This is a genomic window from Bacillus cereus (assembly GCF_015071065.1).
Taxonomy (GTDB): domain Bacteria; phylum Bacillota; class Bacilli; order Bacillales; family Bacillaceae_G; genus Bacillus_A; species Bacillus_A cereus_BA.
The window spans coordinates 154,215-168,483 of record NZ_VOVA01000008.1; the positions used below are offsets into that span (position 1 = coordinate 154,215).

Genomic DNA, 14,269 nt, shown 5'->3' on the forward strand with positions numbered 1-14,269 from the left:
CTAATTAACCGTTATAATCTGATCTTCCTTTTCTCTTCGCTCGGTAATTTTTCACTTTTGCGATTGTACCACAAGCCCTGCCTTCTTCCCCTCCTGCATACATGCCACACCATCTTTTACTTCCATTACGAGAATGGTCGTAAAAGACCCAGCGACAATCTGGACATGCTTTTAATCGGCCCCATTGTTTTTGATTAATAGCCTTCAAAATAATTTGTAACATCTTCGTATACAAATTATTTTCTCCTATCGGCTCATATGCGATATCCTCCATATTTTCTGCCACACATACTCTGAATGGATACTTCTCAAACCACTTTTGCAACGTTCCCTGCTCTTCAACAGCACGACGAATATCCTCTCTAAATTGCTTTAACTCGTCCAACGTATGAAACGAAAACTCTTCTTTCCAATATTTCTCCCTAAATGTTATAACATCATCTACCGTCTGAAACCGATCTATAGGACTTCTTGTATCATTTGGTATTCTCCATGTATTTAAAAACTCCCTAATTATCTCAAGCTGATTTGGGGCCTCTTGATTTTGACTCAAAGATATTCACCATCTTTCTAAAATTTACTTTTTTCTGACTTTATGTATAATTATAATATAAAATCGTTAACCAGTAATTAATTTTATTGGTTACACAATCAGGAGGATTTCTATGAAAAATTTCTCAATACCGATACGTTTCATGCTCATCTCTTCATTTTTTATGGCTTTTGGGTACTTTGCGGTATATGCATTTTTAGCTATTTATCTATTAAACTTTCTCCACTTTTCAGCTGTACAAGTAGGGACAGTTTTAACGATTATGACAATCACATCAAGAGTTATCCCTTTATTCTCAGGATTAATCGCTGACAAAATAGGCTATATCATTATGATGATAGCCGGATTATTTTTAAGAGGAATCGGATTTATTTTTTTAGGAATGTGCTCAGATTTCTATACAATTTCTATTTCTTCCGCACTCATTGGCTTTGGGACTGCATTTTACGAACCTGCAGCTCGCGCCATATTCGGTTCACAACCAGCTCATTTGAGAAAAAATTTATTTACATACTTAAACCTTAGTTTTAATTGCGGCGCGATAATTGGACCAATTGCAGGAGGTCTCTTACTCCTACTAGATCCGATATACGCTTTCGCGCTAACAGGATCTCTTATGCTATTATTCGCTCTTATCTTTTATTTGCTAAAAAAACACTTCCAAGTTTCTACTGAAAACACGTCAATTACATTAGGAATACAAGTTATCTTACAAAATAAAACCTTTCTTTTATTTTCATTCATTATGATTTTTTTCTACATTATGTTTACTCAGCTTACTGTCGCACTTCCACTTCATATGAAAAACATTAGTCATAGCAACCAGCTCGCTACATTAGTTATAACAATGAATGCAATAACAGGCGTCATATTTATGATATTATTCCGCAAGATTTTTCATAAATACAATACACTCTCTATTATTAAATACGGTGTTTTATTAATGGGGATTTCATTTTTACTCATTCCTTTATTCCAACATCCATATTGGTTATTTATTTGTGTAATTTTATTTACAATCGGCGAAACGCTCGTATTACCTAACGCTGACATCGCTATTGCGAATTACAGTAACGAATCGTACACAGCTGCTTATTTCGGATTTTATCAACTTTCACTCGCATTTGGTTTTATAATTGGTAATTATACAGGGACATGGTTTACATCGAACTTACAAGGAATGTATGTACCCTGGCTTATTTTCGGTGCATTTGGATTTATTGGCTTTATCTCACTTCATATTTTAAAAAATAAAGAACTTATCTCTAAAGAAAGCACACTCCTCCGTGAAGATACGGAGCAATTTTAAAGGATTGCAATTAAATCATTTAAGGACCGTAAAATCGCCAAAGGTATTTATCTAAAATACAGAAAAGGGAGAAGCTTTTCAGCTCCTCCCCTTTATATTTATGATGCATGATGATCTTTCTTCTTCATCGCTTTCGTTAAATATCCACCTTTAAACGAACGGATTTCATAAGAAGACATAAAAGCTTTCGGTGCAATTTCATTAATAATTTCTAAAAGTTCTTTTTCTCTTGAACGCTTCGCAACGATATCTAAGCGATAACGTATAGAATTTATTCCTTCACCTTCAAATACTGTAACGCCAAATCCAGAGTGGCGTAATTCATCTACTAATTCATTGCAACGCTCTAGTAAACTAACTTGATAAGTAATATATCCAATTGCTAATTTATTCTCTATATAACCGCCTAATAATAGTCCCGCACTAAAGCCAATGACATAGGCAACAATATTCATCCAATTTGATAAATCTTGAAATACAATCCCTAAACTAATAATGTAAATAGCTCCTTCTAACAATCCAACACCAGCAGCGGATCTTGTTTGATTCTTTACAAGCAAAATCGTACGGATTGTTAAAATTGGAACATAAATAATTTGAAGCACAAAAATAAGTAACGCTTGTAACATTGATAGCCACCTCTTTCAAAAAGTCTTTTGTCATAATAACATACAAAAGCTTTAGAAATCGATGGGTTTTTAATTTTTTTTAATTTTTTTTTCATACTATTGAAAAACCTAAAAAAGAAGCGTATTATATTTGTCGTTAATTCGATTGTCATCATTGAATCGCTCATATTATATTAACTATTACGCAATTTATTCTCAAACACCAAAAAAGGAACCCGATTAGGTTCCTTTCATCATAGCTCTATGTTTTTCGAAGCATTTGCCTTTTGCTTCTCTTCTTCTTTCACTAACTGCATATTTGCATAGGCTAAATTCGCAATCATTAAAAAGTGTCCACCTAATATTCCAGTACCAAATGCCCACATTTCCATTTCATGCTCAATTTCAAACATAATGATAGCCCCTAATATTGCGGCTGCAAATCGGTTTAAAACCCCTAATCCAGGAGCCTTTTCTTTCAGCACAATACTTCTTCCTAGTTTCTCAACTCTGCGAGCTAATAGCCAAAGACAATATGCGCTAACTGCTAAACCAATACCGAACCCTGTCACTTGTTTTCCAAACGGAGTAACCGCCCACATTAGTAGTAAACCACTAAAGATCGTATACAATTGTAATCGATATACACGTAAGGCTACTTGAATCAAAATATCCGCTCCTAATTTCACATTTTATTATGCGCTAGAAGAAAAGCAGCAACTTACACAGTTGCTGCTTTCTCTTGTTCTTGTTCCATTTTTTGAATTTCAACACGTTTAATTTGATAAGCATCTTTTTCTAACACTTTAAATTCATAGCCTTCTGCTTCAACGTATTGTCCTTCTTCAATTTCATGATTTTGCATCATAATCCATCCACCGATTGTATCCACATCATCTTCTTCAATGTGTAATCCAAACAAATCTTTTACTTCTGAGATAAGCACTTTTCCATCAACAATTTTGTGATACTCGTTCACATGTTGAATTGGTGGTGCTTCATCTTCATCATATTCATCACGAATTTCGCCGACGATTTCCTCCAATATATCTTCAAGCGTTACAATTCCAGCTGTCCCTCCGTACTCATCATATAAAACAGCCATTGGAATTCGCTTCTTCTGCATTTGCAGTAATAAATCATGAATTGGAGTTGTTTCCATAACTTCAATAATCGGACGCATATACGTGCGAATCGATGATAAATCTTCTTTATCGTTGTTCATATATCGAATAAAGAAATCTTTTACATTGACCATACCGATAATATCATCTTTATCTTCTCCAAAAATCGGATAACGTGTGTATCTTTCATTTTGGATTACTTTCATGTGTTCTTCTACTGAATCTTCAAGATAGAAACCAACGATTTCTGTACGCGGTACCATGATCTCTTTCGCAATGCGATTATCAAATTCAAAGATATTATTTACATACTTGTATTCAGCTTGATTAATTTCTCCACTTTCATAGCTCTCTGAAAGAATAAGACGTAACTCTTCTTCTGTATGAGCTACTTCATGTTCAGAAGCTGGTTTCAAACCGAATAAGCCAGTTACAACACGAGCTGAACTGTTCAGTACCCAAATAAATGGATACATTACTTTATAGAACATCATTAGCGGCCCTGCCAATAATAACGTTACTCTTTCAGCTTTTTGAATTGCCATTGTTTTCGGTGCTAACTCCCCAACTACAACGTGCAAGTACGTCATCGTCATAAATGCAAGACCAAACGTTACTACTTGTGAAATAGACGGATTTAAATTCCATTTCTCAAATAATGGGTGTAATAATTTTTCTATTGTCGGTTCACCTAACCAACCAAGTCCCATCGCTGTAACTGTAATACCTAATTGACAAGCAGATAAATATTCATCTAAATTTGTTGTTACCTTTTTCGCTGCTAACGCACCGCGTTTCCCTTCCGCAACAAGCTGATCAATGCGACTTGAACGTATCTTAACAATCGCAAACTCTGCTGCTACGAAAAATCCAGTAAATGCGATTAAAATCGCAACCATGACTAAATTAAATATTTCCAATGAATCCCCTTAGTTAAAAAACTAAGGTGTCCACCTCCTGTATACTATAATGTTTTCTTATTTGTTCGTTAGAAAACATAGCCCGATACAAAAATTAAAGAGGTCGGATTTCACTTATTCTATAATAATAGAGCAAGTGTCTGTATTAAAGCTGTCGTTTGACCTGATAAAGATTTCGATATTTTTTCACGTTGTGAATCAGTCAATTCATCTAAAAGAGGCTTTAACTCCGTTAACTCTGCTTCTAATCTATGAATATGGTCTGTCACTTCATTCACTTGTTTCGAAACGTGTTCATTGATACCGAGCAGCTTTTTCTTCTCCTCGATTCTCTCTTTAATCTCACAAAGCGGCATATGCATTTCTTTGCACTTCTCAATAAATTGTAATGTCTCAAATGCTGTTTCGTCGTAATAGCGATAATTAGATTGAGATCGCTCCGCTTTTAAGATTCCTAGATTCGTATAATAATCAATCGTTCGTTTCGACACGTGAGCCATGAGAGCCAACTGTCCGATTCGATACACCTTCCCAACGATCTTCCCCCCTTGTTTATATTACTATTATCATACAATACATAAACTGTACAGTCAAACGTGATGGTTTGTTATACACAATTTCATAACGCTCTACAATAACCAGAAAATTAAGTTATAATATCATTAAAAGCAGAAAGGAGACTGCGCTCATGTACTACAATACTTCATTCGAAAACGATCAACCTGTAGGCCGTCTATAATCTAAGACGGGCATTCATATAACAAGTGCACTATGCCTCGTCTTAGGGAATATATCATAACCCTAAAAATAGACGGAGGTACTTTAAATGAAACAAACAATTTTAGGAGCTATATGTTTATCACTAGTAGCAAGCATTTGGGGCGGTATGTATGTCGTTAGTAAATACGTACTCGACTTTATCCCGCCACTTACACTCGTTTGGCTACGCTTTATTATCGCTTTTGTTGTTTTATATGTAATTTTGAAAACAACTGAAAAAAAGCAAAAGAAAAAAGTAACCATACACAAAAAAGATTGGCTATTATTCGCTTGGATTGGATTCGTAGGGTATTTCATTTCGATTACATGTCAATTTATCGGAACAAAATTATCCGACGCTCATACCGGCTCTTTAGTAACATCAGCTACACCTGCATTTATGGTTATATTTGCAGCGCTCATTTTAAAAGAGAGACTAACTGCTCGTAGACTTTTATCAACTATAATAGCGACAATCGGTGTCATTATCGTTATCGGATGGGATATTGAAATTGGCTCCTATTTTATCGGTTCAATCATTTTAGTTGGGGCCGCTATTACGTGGGCTTTACTGTCCATTTATGTAAAAATCGCTTCAGCTCGATTTTCATCTTTAATTATTACAACGTACGCAATATTCTTTTCACTCTTTTTCATTACACCTTTTATGATATGGGAATTCCAATCAAATCCTATTGAACACATAAACATGTACGTATTACTAGGCGTACTCTATTTAGGAATCGTCTCAACCGCAGGTGCATTTTTCCTTTGGAATAAAGGGTTAGAATTAATGGATGCTAGCATCGGTTCATTATTTTTCTTCTTTCAACCCATAGTTGGTTCGCTACTGGGCTGGCTCCTATTAAATGAGACGTTAAGCAGTAACTTTTTCATTGGTGGTATCCTTATTATATGCAGTGTTATAATTACTACTTTTGAAAAGAGAACGTAATAAAAAAAAAAACAGGCAGAGACTTAGTCTCTGCCTGTTCGCATAATTGGATCTTGATCGTGGAATCCAATGCAAATTGGAATATTACTTTGTAATCCACCACATGCACTTATAAAACTACACACTGTTCTTGCAATTAAATTTAAAGTTATACCTATAGCCTTTTCATCTGAATCAAAGCCATTTTCAACATAAATAGCAGCTAACTCTCTTAAAGATGGCCCTTCTATTTCATCCGTCCAATCACTTGCCCAATCCTCATCATCTTCTTCAAGAAACATGTAATCGTCACAAATATAGAACTGACTATCCCACTCATTATCAAGATCATATTCAAAATAAATCGCCTTTGCTTCTTCACTCTCAGCAATTTCTAACGCTTCTTTCAAACCTATTCTCATACTTTCCTTGTATGAATCTAATGGAATCAATTTAATTCGCTCCGCATCCTCACTTGACGCTAGTGTTCGACATATATCATAATACTTCGATTCTATTTGAGATACCGATAACGAAAATACATCTTCCTGCATTTCCTCTAAATACTGAAAAATATCCAAACTATTTCACTCCATACTCTTTACGCACTCCAATGAGCTGGACGGGACAACAATTCCGGCAATTTCGTATATTTATCCCCTCTCGCCGCATTAATTTGAACTTGCGTAAGAAAAATACTATTTGTAAAATCTGCTCCTCTAATATCTGCATCTCGCAAATCTGCTCCAATGAGATCTGCCCCTCGTAAGTCTGTACCATTTAAATTAGCCGCAATTAAATACGCTCCTCTTAAATTTGCACCTTGTAAATTTTTCTTTTTCAGATTCGCTCCCATAAGGTCTGCTCCGCGGTGACTGATTCGTTTCTTACGTGCAGCATTCATTTCCTTCCATACTAATTCGCTCGTTTCTAAAAGTAGAAGGTTAACTCCGGCCCTGTGCACCGGAACATTTATTTTCATTAACTCATCTGGACTTAAATTAGAAAGACGCTCAGTCTCTTCAATCGCTTTACTTAGTTCTTTATGAATCGATTGTGTCGCCTTTAAAAGAATCGCTTCATTCAAATACCAAAGCATTTCATGAAGCTGATGCATAACTGGAAAAGCATCATACATTTTTCTCGCATGCTCGGCATCTTTCCGCCAATCGATCCCTTTAAACGTAACTTGAGAAATCTTTTGCCCAGCACCGAAACATTCAAATACTGTACAACCTTTATAACCTTTTCCTCTTAGCTCTTTATGTATACTACATTTATAATCTGATTGTAAGTTGGTACACGGTTTACCACCATCTTTATTTACCGCAAAATCTACTGAAGCTGCGAACGGTAATGCTACACAACATAAACCAAAACATTTTTCGCAGTTTGCTTTTAAATGATCGTTATGATTAGTCAAAATCTATACCCCCTGTTGTCTTTTGACTATTTCATAATATTCCAACTGCACTAAATAATCAATTTTAAAATAAACCGGCACCTTTCATTTCAAATCATAACTTTATGATTCGATTTCCTTTCAATTGAAAAAGACAGTTTCTATCCAATGAATTATAATTAAATTATAAATTTTCAAACTAAAAGGAGGATTACGATGGCACTAGAAATGAAAACAAACTGTCAAATTTGCGACCATTCCCTTCAGCCCGATTCTGAAGCATACATATGCGTGTATGAATGTACATTTTGTGCACCATGTACAGAGGAAAGACAAAATGTTTGCCCGAATTGCGGCGGAGAGTTAGTACGTAGACCGAAAAAGAAATAATAAAAAGGCAAAAACGAACAGGAATATGTTCATTTTTGCCTTTTTATTTAACCATTAAAATTACTTCTATTATTGATTTAAATGATTTTTAACTGCTCGTATAACTAATTCATGATCTACTTCTGGTGGTAATCCTGAGACTGTTATCATTCCAATAACCCCTACGTTTTTTATTTGGATAGGAAAGGATCCACCAAACGCAGCATATTCCGAGCCATCTAAACGGTATTTTTCATGATACGGAATTCCGCTTATTTCACTTTCTATCTGCATATAATACGAGCTATGATTATGCAGTGAAACGACCCGTTTTTTACGCTCAATCCATTTAGTATTTTCCTCAGTTGTCCCTGTCATCTTGAAATGAAATAATTGCACACCATTTTTGGTTATATCAACAGCAATCAATTTTCCCTCTCGCTTTGCTGTTTCAACGATAAATAAACCTAATTGCAAGGCATCTTCATTTGTAAAAGAGGAAAATTGAAGTGTTTCCTCTTCTATTAAAATTTGTTTACTTATTTCACTCATATTTGAAGTACTCATATCTTTAACCTCCCTAATCGTTTTATACCACATTTAAATTTTTGAATAATCAGACTATAAAGTGCCGTAAAGCTTGTTTTCTTCTTAATGGTGCTATTATGAATTATATTTAACACTTTAAAAATGTATGTACTTTAAAGTGCTATAGGTACTAAACATTTGGTACAGGAATTGTCTACTTCTGTGATTCAGCTAATTCATTATAAGAAATACAAAAAAAGCAAAGCGCCCACGCTTTGCTTCTTATAGAATCCCTTTTAACTTTTCACAAATTAACTTCGCTAAATACGCATAACCTTCTGCTCCAAAGTGTAATCCATCTTTTCCTTCATCTTCTACGAATATTTTATAATTTTCTTCTTGAATCATCTCAGCATATAAATTGAGAAAATGGCTCCCTGTTTTTCTTGCTACTTCCTCTACCTCCGCTGCATACTGGCCAAGTATTTCATTTGTTCTATTATGTTGTCTTTCTTCATCAACTGGCGCAGGACTAATAAGTAGTACTTTTCCTGATGAAATACGGCTCACAATCTTCTCTAAGTTTTCTTTATATGCTTGTAATGGCACTGGATCAAATAACACCGAATCATTCGTACCGATAAAAACTGTTACGAAATCTGGTTCATATGATAATACATCCTCTTCAATCCTTTGTAGTGCATCGAACGTATTATCACCTGGAACACCTGCATTAACCACTTTCCAATTTGGAAACATTTCTTGCAAACGTGGTGTTAATCTCGGCGTTCCATCAAAAAACATTTCATCAGCTGTAATACTATCTCCAAAGCATACTAACGTTTTCATAAAGCTAACTCTCCTTTTACGTATGAAACAACTTTCCTTCTATCGCTTTCATATATCTTTCAGCAGAACGTTCAACTGCCTCATTTGCATTTTCTTTCACTACTCGGTGAAAGGCATTATATAGGCGATTAAATTGTAACGGTTTCACTCGATTCGCCATTTCCTCAACTTTTCTCGCCGGTAATGGAATTAAGTTTGGATAGCTATACATAAAGCTTACCCACTGCTGATCCGCCACAACTTGAATAATATCACCTGTTAATAAAATACCTTTCCCATCATTTCCTTCTTCCCAATGTAATACAGAACCGCCACTAAAATGTCCTCCAAGACGATGAAGAGTAATTCCATCCGCTAATTGTAAAGACTCACCAGTCCAATAAATAATACGACTACTCGGACGCATTACCCACTCTTTATCGTCTTCGTGTATATAAATTGGTACATCGAATGTTTCTGCCCATTCTACTTGTGTTGAATAATAATGCGGATGAGATAGTGCAATGGCATCTAATCCGCCCCACTCTTTTATCTTCTCAATTGTCGTTTCATCTAAGTAAGTAATACAATCCCATAGTAAACGATATGACTCTGTTTTTACTACAAACGCCGTTTGACCGATCGCAAATTCTGGTTTTGTCGTAATACTATAAAGCCCATTTTCTTCTTCTATAATTTCATTTTTATATGTATCACTCGTTTGCAAGTTTTCTAAACTCGTCCAAGACTGCCCTTTCGGATTAATATATTGTCTCTCCTCATCACAAATAAGACAGCTTACCGGTTTTTCTACACTCGCTGCATACTGAACGCCACACGTTGTACAAACGAAATTATTCATAGTCATTCTCCTATCCTTATATTTTTAACTACGCCGATATTTGTTGATAGTTTTCTGCTTTTTTATTTTCAATTGATAAGCTTATAAGAGTAATAAAGTAGACAACTGTAACCGCCATAGGAATTACGATAAATCCTTTTTTCGCAAAAAGAATCCCACATACTGACGTTATTAATACAGTTCCTACTGATAATAACCCATAACTTTTACTTTCATAAATCCATACGTACGGTACAAAATGAACACCTATTAACATCGCTACTACAAAAGGTAACCACTCTGGAAATTGAAAATATGCAAGTAATACAAACGGAATATTTAATACATTTATCCCACCAATTACTCCCGCTAAAGTCCCTAGCGGATTTCCTTTCGCAAACATATCAATTTTTAATATAGCAGCTAACATTAGGCCGAAAGGAAACACACAGCCCATACCAATTAAATACACCCACACAACTTGCTTTTCTGAAAGAAAAACACCAGTTATGCTCGCTATACTCCAAAACAAAAAACCAGCTAGTATAACAGGAAATCCCCTCTTCGTTTTTTGTGCTAAATCTCTTTTTGCTTCTGAAATATTCATTTCACTATCTCCCCCCAATATTTGTGCTATAAAGTCATCTCAATTTCGCCCATCCAATAACGCCAAGCTTCTAAGTAATCTTCTAAATCTTTTGGGTGATGTCTTAAACACGTATCTATACGTAAATATAAGCCTATGACTATTTCCTCACTCAAAATGCTCTTCATTTAATCTAGTAATTTCTATTGCAGAGTCTCTTTCTTTTAATTTACGAGCTAAACTTTCTACCCCAAATACTTCTGTAAATATGTGACTACCTACAATTAAGTTAATGCCTTTAAATTTCGCATGTTGCACTGTATATAATGTTTTTTCTCCCGTAATGTACGTATCACAACCTTTTTCTAGTGCACGCTCAATAAGATTTGTATTGTTTCCTGCACCTGTTAATATCGCAATCCGTTTTACTGGCTTATCATGATTTTTCCAACTCTTTACTTTCTCTTCCATTCTCTCTTCAAGTTTTCCAACTAAGTTTGAAAAGGGAATCGCTTCTTTATATTCTCCTATTCCCGGTAGCTCTTCTTCCTCATACGTGGAATATTCCAGTATTGTATCTATCCCAATTTCATTAAATAACGACGTACACGTGCCAAACTTTACAAAATCTAACGGTAAATGAATCCAAAAATGATTCATTTCATATTGTTTTAATTTCTCAATACAAGCCTCTTCCATACCAAATAAAAAACTCCACGGTGCATGATGTGTCAGTATCATATCAACTCCGCTTCTATATGCTTCTTCAATTGTTTCTAGCATCAAATTTGTTGTGTAGCCTATTTTTTGAAATTCCTCTTTACTAATATGAGTAAAACCATACTCATCCTCACCGTATTTATGAAGGTGTTCTTCAAAAAGTGATGTAATATGTTCTTTAAACTGCGTTATATTCATTTCATTTCTCCTCTCATCCACTTTTATATTTCAAAAATAAGGAAATACTATTTAACGACGTTACATACATATAGGAGGACAATATGAAACCTGAATTTTTAAAAGCTATACATGAAGCGATTGGAAATGTTGAACATATTCATATAGAAGAAAGTGGTGCAGATAGTTTACTCATTCATCACGATGATGCACAGCAATTAAAACAAGTCGCTGAAACTTTAGAGAGTAATAATTTCCGCTCTACTATTAGAACTGCTGGAGATGCTTCATATATTGAAGTATTAAACAGATAAAGGAGCCGGCTATATGACCGGCTTTCCTCTTTTAAATTAAAACTTCAAACTCCTTCACATACACCGCTGTTCCCGCAATATCTATTTGTAACTTCTCATTTTCTACATCTTTCGTTACATAAACCGTTACACGACCATCTTTATTTATTTCCTGTCCTTGCTCAACGATTAACTCCAGTTCATGGTCAAAATCTTTCTCCAAATACGTCGCATAATACGCTCCCATTACACCTGAAGCTGTTCCTGTCACTGGATCTTCAATCGTTCCAGAATAAGGTGATGAAAAATGACGACCGTGCATTTTTGATTCTGCATCATATGTCTCTAAGCAGAGTGGATGAATCGCAACCTTTGGCATTTCTTTTAGTACCGATGGAAATTCACTATTATTAGGTTTCATCATTTCACATGCTTCAAGTTTTTTAATAGGTACAATTAAAGTCCAAATACCAGTACTTCCATATACAATCGGTAATTTTTCATCTAAATCATTTACTTCAAGACCAATACTGTGAGCTAATGCCTCTTTGGAACCTGTAAAAATTTGAAACCGAGGTGTTGCTTGTCTCATTTTAATAAAAGTTTCCCCATTTTTATTCGCACCTATATGTATTGGCAAAATCCCTGCCTTCGTTTCAATCGTTAAATTATGTTTCCCTTCTAATAACCCTCTTTCATGAAGTGCATATATAGTCCCTACTGTCGCATGACCACATAAATCATTTTCATGCCCAGGCGTAAAATAGCGAATTCTTACATCTGCCACTTCTGAAGAAAGAACAAAAGCTGTTTCGTTAAATCCAACCTTTTCAGCAATGAGTTGCATTTCCTCTTCCGCTAATCCATCTGCTTCTAATACAATGCCTGCTGGATTCCCCATATTCGGTTTATTACTAAATGCATCATAATGGACTACGTTTACTTTTTTCATTCTCATATCCCCTAATCCTCTTTTGAAATTTTTTTGAAGGTCCAAATATATTTTGAATAGTTGTAAGATCGTACATTACCACTTCAACTCCCCTACACCCGGTTCAATAAACTTACCCGAAACATCCTCATTTGAATCCATTACCCAATCATATATATTTTGAGCCCCTTCAGCAGGAGTCATATTCGCATCAAAAGCACCAATGTCAGTCTTTAATTTTCCAGGGTGAATTGCGGTTACACGAATTCCTTTATCCGCAAACTCTTGTTGTAAACAGAGCGTTAACATATTTTGTGCAGCTTTTGCGATCCGGTATGAATATGAGAACTGCCCTTGTAGAAATTCTTTTCCGGCCATTTTATGTAAAGAACCTAAACGAGATGATACGTTTATAATTCTCGGCTGATTTGATTTAGTTAAAGCTGAATACGTACCTTTTATTGCTCGAATAACACCTAAACAATGAAGGTTAAATAGTTCCATTAACTCTTCTGGATTTGTACGTAAAATTTCAGTTTCCTTTCCAGTAATTCCAGCATTATTAATAACTAGATCAATATGCTCTGTGTACTCTCCAATTTGCTCCTTAATACGCTCAGTACTCTCATCATCTGACAAGTCTGCTAATATAGGAAAACATCTAGAAGTAAAAACCTTATTCAATTGTCCTATCGCTTCCTTACTTCTAACTAGTGGATAAACAATATGTCCATTTTCATGAAATACCTTTACTAACTGAAATCCTAATCCTCGATTCCCACCTGTAACAAGTACCTTCATATATTCATCTCCTTATTTCTATAATAAATAAGAAAATCTACCCACCTACCATTTTCCTGAGAAAATGCTTCCCTCTTACATTCAAAGGAAAATCCGGTTCTTTCTGCAAGACGAACGGATGGCTCATTATCAACATGTATATGTAACTCGATTCTATGAAATTGAAGACTATTAAAAAACAGCGGTAACGTCGATTTTACACTTTCGATCCCGTATCCATTTTTCCAGTATTGATTATGTATTGTGTATCCCATCATCGCCCATTGATAATCCATACGCAAAATTCTAATAAGCTCTAGCTTTCCAATATTCGCACCATCTTCTTTCCGAAAAATACCTAAAACGTACATTTCATCTCGATGTGCCGCTTCATCAAATCCTCTTATCCATTCCGTGAACCATACTTTTGTTGAAGACGACATATCATGATAGCCATCATCGTATTTATATTGAGATGGTAACCTCTTATTGAATCCATCTAACCAACTTTCATAATCCTCTTTTTGAAATGGACGGATAATAAGTCTCTCTGTCTCTACTTGTAATAGTGGCAGCTTCATTTATATCTCTTCCCTTAATTATTAAT

General features: G+C 35.0%; 19 protein-coding genes and 1 pseudogene. 4 read left to right on the forward strand and 16 right to left on the reverse strand.

Going from position 1 to position 14,269, the window contains the following annotated elements:
* Positions 1-4: 4 nt before the first annotated feature.
* The gene (locus tag FT637_RS19750; RefSeq protein ID WP_413773237.1) at positions 5-559 is read right to left on the reverse strand and encodes a CGNR zinc finger domain-containing protein; all 555 of its coding nucleotides are present in this window, start codon (positions 557-559) and stop codon (positions 5-7) included.
* Between the two features lie 106 nt (positions 560-665).
* On the opposite strand from FT637_RS19750, the gene FT637_RS19755 reads away from it, so the two are divergent.
* Positions 666-1,862 (forward strand): MDR family MFS transporter, encoded by a 1,197-nt coding sequence (locus FT637_RS19755; RefSeq protein WP_193647749.1) that lies wholly within the window; start codon positions 666-668, stop codon positions 1,860-1,862.
* A 98-nt stretch (positions 1,863-1,960) separates the two neighbouring features.
* Here the strand turns inward: FT637_RS19755 and FT637_RS19760 are convergent, their stop codons facing one another.
* From FT637_RS19760 to FT637_RS19775, 4 genes are all read right to left on the reverse strand, one after another.
* Positions 1,961-2,491 (reverse strand): DUF2179 domain-containing protein, encoded by a 531-nt coding sequence (locus FT637_RS19760; RefSeq protein ID WP_193647750.1) that lies wholly within the window; start codon positions 2,489-2,491, stop codon positions 1,961-1,963.
* A gap of 233 nt (positions 2,492-2,724) precedes the next feature.
* Entirely contained in the window at positions 2,725-3,138 is a 414-nt protein-coding gene (locus tag FT637_RS19765; RefSeq protein ID WP_193647751.1) for an ATP synthase subunit I, read from the reverse strand.
* Positions 3,139-3,191: 53 nt separating this feature from the next.
* Positions 3,192-4,514, reverse strand: a complete 1,323-nt coding sequence (locus FT637_RS19770) for a hemolysin family protein (RefSeq protein WP_193647752.1) — start codon at positions 4,512-4,514, stop codon at positions 3,192-3,194.
* Positions 4,515-4,633: 119 nt separating this feature from the next.
* On the reverse strand, positions 4,634-5,041 hold the full coding sequence (locus FT637_RS19775; protein ID WP_081338161.1) for a MerR family transcriptional regulator: 408 nt from the start codon (positions 5,039-5,041) through the stop codon (positions 4,634-4,636).
* A gap of 299 nt (positions 5,042-5,340) precedes the next feature.
* Here FT637_RS19775 and FT637_RS19780 point away from each other — a divergent pair, with 299 nt between their 5' ends.
* Positions 5,341-6,228, forward strand: coding sequence for a DMT family transporter (locus FT637_RS19780; RefSeq protein ID WP_193647753.1), 888 nt, complete (start codon positions 5,341-5,343; stop codon positions 6,226-6,228).
* Between the two features lie 23 nt (positions 6,229-6,251).
* Here the strand turns inward: FT637_RS19780 and FT637_RS19785 are convergent, their stop codons facing one another.
* Both FT637_RS19785 and FT637_RS19790 read right to left on the reverse strand, forming a co-directional pair.
* Positions 6,252-6,788 carry a hypothetical protein gene (locus tag FT637_RS19785; RefSeq protein ID WP_193647754.1) on the reverse strand — a complete coding sequence of 179 codons (537 nt, stop codon included), beginning with the start codon at positions 6,786-6,788 and terminating at the stop codon, positions 6,252-6,254.
* 20 nt (positions 6,789-6,808) lie between these two features.
* A complete protein-coding gene (locus tag FT637_RS19790) occupies positions 6,809-7,630 on the reverse strand; it encodes a pentapeptide repeat-containing protein (protein ID WP_193647755.1) in 822 nt (273 codons plus the stop codon).
* Between the two features lie 195 nt (positions 7,631-7,825).
* Here FT637_RS19790 and FT637_RS19795 point away from each other — a divergent pair, with 195 nt between their 5' ends.
* Positions 7,826-7,999, forward strand: coding sequence for a DUF1272 domain-containing protein (locus FT637_RS19795; protein ID WP_001162783.1), 174 nt, complete (start codon positions 7,826-7,828; stop codon positions 7,997-7,999).
* Positions 8,000-8,068: 69 nt separating this feature from the next.
* Here FT637_RS19795 and FT637_RS19800 read toward each other — a convergent pair whose 3' ends face one another.
* From FT637_RS19800 to FT637_RS19825, 6 genes and pseudogenes are all read right to left on the reverse strand, one after another.
* Positions 8,069-8,545 carry a heme-degrading domain-containing protein gene (locus tag FT637_RS19800; RefSeq protein WP_193647756.1) on the reverse strand — a complete coding sequence of 159 codons (477 nt, stop codon included), beginning with the start codon at positions 8,543-8,545 and terminating at the stop codon, positions 8,069-8,071.
* A gap of 243 nt (positions 8,546-8,788) precedes the next feature.
* On the reverse strand, positions 8,789-9,355 hold the full coding sequence (locus FT637_RS19805) for an SGNH/GDSL hydrolase family protein (protein ID WP_193647757.1): 567 nt from the start codon (positions 9,353-9,355) through the stop codon (positions 8,789-8,791).
* 16 nt (positions 9,356-9,371) lie between these two features.
* A complete protein-coding gene (locus FT637_RS19810) occupies positions 9,372-10,196 on the reverse strand; it encodes an MBL fold metallo-hydrolase (protein WP_193647758.1) in 825 nt (274 codons plus the stop codon).
* Positions 10,197-10,224: 28 nt separating this feature from the next.
* The gene (locus FT637_RS19815; RefSeq protein ID WP_193647759.1) at positions 10,225-10,782 is read right to left on the reverse strand and encodes a DUF7010 family protein; all 558 of its coding nucleotides are present in this window, start codon (positions 10,780-10,782) and stop codon (positions 10,225-10,227) included.
* A 26-nt stretch (positions 10,783-10,808) separates the two neighbouring features.
* Positions 10,809-10,937: pseudogene (locus FT637_RS19820) on the reverse strand (aminoglycoside phosphotransferase); the annotation flags it as partial.
* Positions 10,930-11,679, reverse strand: coding sequence for a Nif3-like dinuclear metal center hexameric protein (locus FT637_RS19825; RefSeq protein ID WP_193647760.1), 750 nt, complete (start codon positions 11,677-11,679; stop codon positions 10,930-10,932). The pseudogene FT637_RS19820 and the gene FT637_RS19825, both read right to left, overlap by 8 nt.
* An 83-nt stretch (positions 11,680-11,762) precedes the next feature.
* On the opposite strand from FT637_RS19825, the gene FT637_RS19830 reads away from it, so the two are divergent.
* Entirely contained in the window at positions 11,763-11,972 is a 210-nt protein-coding gene (locus FT637_RS19830) for a hypothetical protein (RefSeq protein ID WP_105587329.1), read from the forward strand.
* Between the two features lie 31 nt (positions 11,973-12,003).
* Here the strand turns inward: FT637_RS19830 and FT637_RS19835 are convergent, their stop codons facing one another.
* The 3 genes from FT637_RS19835 to FT637_RS19845 form a co-directional block, all read right to left on the reverse strand.
* Positions 12,004-12,903 (reverse strand): PhzF family phenazine biosynthesis isomerase, encoded by a 900-nt coding sequence (locus FT637_RS19835; RefSeq protein WP_193647761.1) that lies wholly within the window; start codon positions 12,901-12,903, stop codon positions 12,004-12,006.
* Between the two features lie 75 nt (positions 12,904-12,978).
* Positions 12,979-13,683, reverse strand: a complete 705-nt coding sequence (locus tag FT637_RS19840) for an SDR family NAD(P)-dependent oxidoreductase (protein WP_193647762.1) — start codon at positions 13,681-13,683, stop codon at positions 12,979-12,981.
* On the reverse strand, positions 13,680-14,243 hold the full coding sequence (locus FT637_RS19845) for a GNAT family N-acetyltransferase (RefSeq protein ID WP_193647763.1): 564 nt from the start codon (positions 14,241-14,243) through the stop codon (positions 13,680-13,682). Before FT637_RS19845 ends, FT637_RS19840 begins: the two co-directional genes overlap by 4 nt.
* Between the last annotated feature and the right edge of the window lie 26 nt (positions 14,244-14,269).

Excerpts from the sequence above, each read along its gene's own strand:
- FT637_RS19755 (WP_193647749.1), top strand. The coding sequence starts at position 666 with ATGAAAAATTTCTCAATACCGATACGTTTCATGCTCATCTCTTCATTT.
- FT637_RS19760 (WP_193647750.1), bottom strand. The coding sequence starts at position 2,491 with ATGTTACAAGCGTTACTTATTTTTGTGCTTCAAATTATTTATGTTCCA.
- FT637_RS19780 (WP_193647753.1), top strand. The coding sequence starts at position 5,341 with ATGAAACAAACAATTTTAGGAGCTATATGTTTATCACTAGTAGCAAGC.
- FT637_RS19795 (WP_001162783.1), top strand. The coding sequence starts at position 7,826 with ATGGCACTAGAAATGAAAACAAACTGTCAAATTTGCGACCATTCCCTT.
- FT637_RS19800 (WP_193647756.1), bottom strand. The coding sequence starts at position 8,545 with ATGAGTACTTCAAATATGAGTGAAATAAGTAAACAAATTTTAATAGAA.
- FT637_RS19805 (WP_193647757.1), bottom strand. The coding sequence starts at position 9,355 with ATGAAAACGTTAGTATGCTTTGGAGATAGTATTACAGCTGATGAAATG.
- FT637_RS19810 (WP_193647758.1), bottom strand. The coding sequence starts at position 10,196 with ATGAATAATTTCGTTTGTACAACGTGTGGCGTTCAGTATGCAGCGAGT.
- FT637_RS19815 (WP_193647759.1), bottom strand. The coding sequence starts at position 10,782 with ATGAATATTTCAGAAGCAAAAAGAGATTTAGCACAAAAAACGAAGAGG.
- FT637_RS19825 (WP_193647760.1), bottom strand. The coding sequence starts at position 11,679 with ATGAATATAACGCAGTTTAAAGAACATATTACATCACTTTTTGAAGAA.
- FT637_RS19830 (WP_105587329.1), top strand. The coding sequence starts at position 11,763 with ATGAAACCTGAATTTTTAAAAGCTATACATGAAGCGATTGGAAATGTT.
- FT637_RS19835 (WP_193647761.1), bottom strand. The coding sequence starts at position 12,903 with ATGAAAAAAGTAAACGTAGTCCATTATGATGCATTTAGTAATAAACCG.
- FT637_RS19840 (WP_193647762.1), bottom strand. The coding sequence starts at position 13,683 with ATGAAGGTACTTGTTACAGGTGGGAATCGAGGATTAGGATTTCAGTTA.
- FT637_RS19845 (WP_193647763.1), bottom strand. The coding sequence starts at position 14,243 with ATGAAGCTGCCACTATTACAAGTAGAGACAGAGAGACTTATTATCCGT.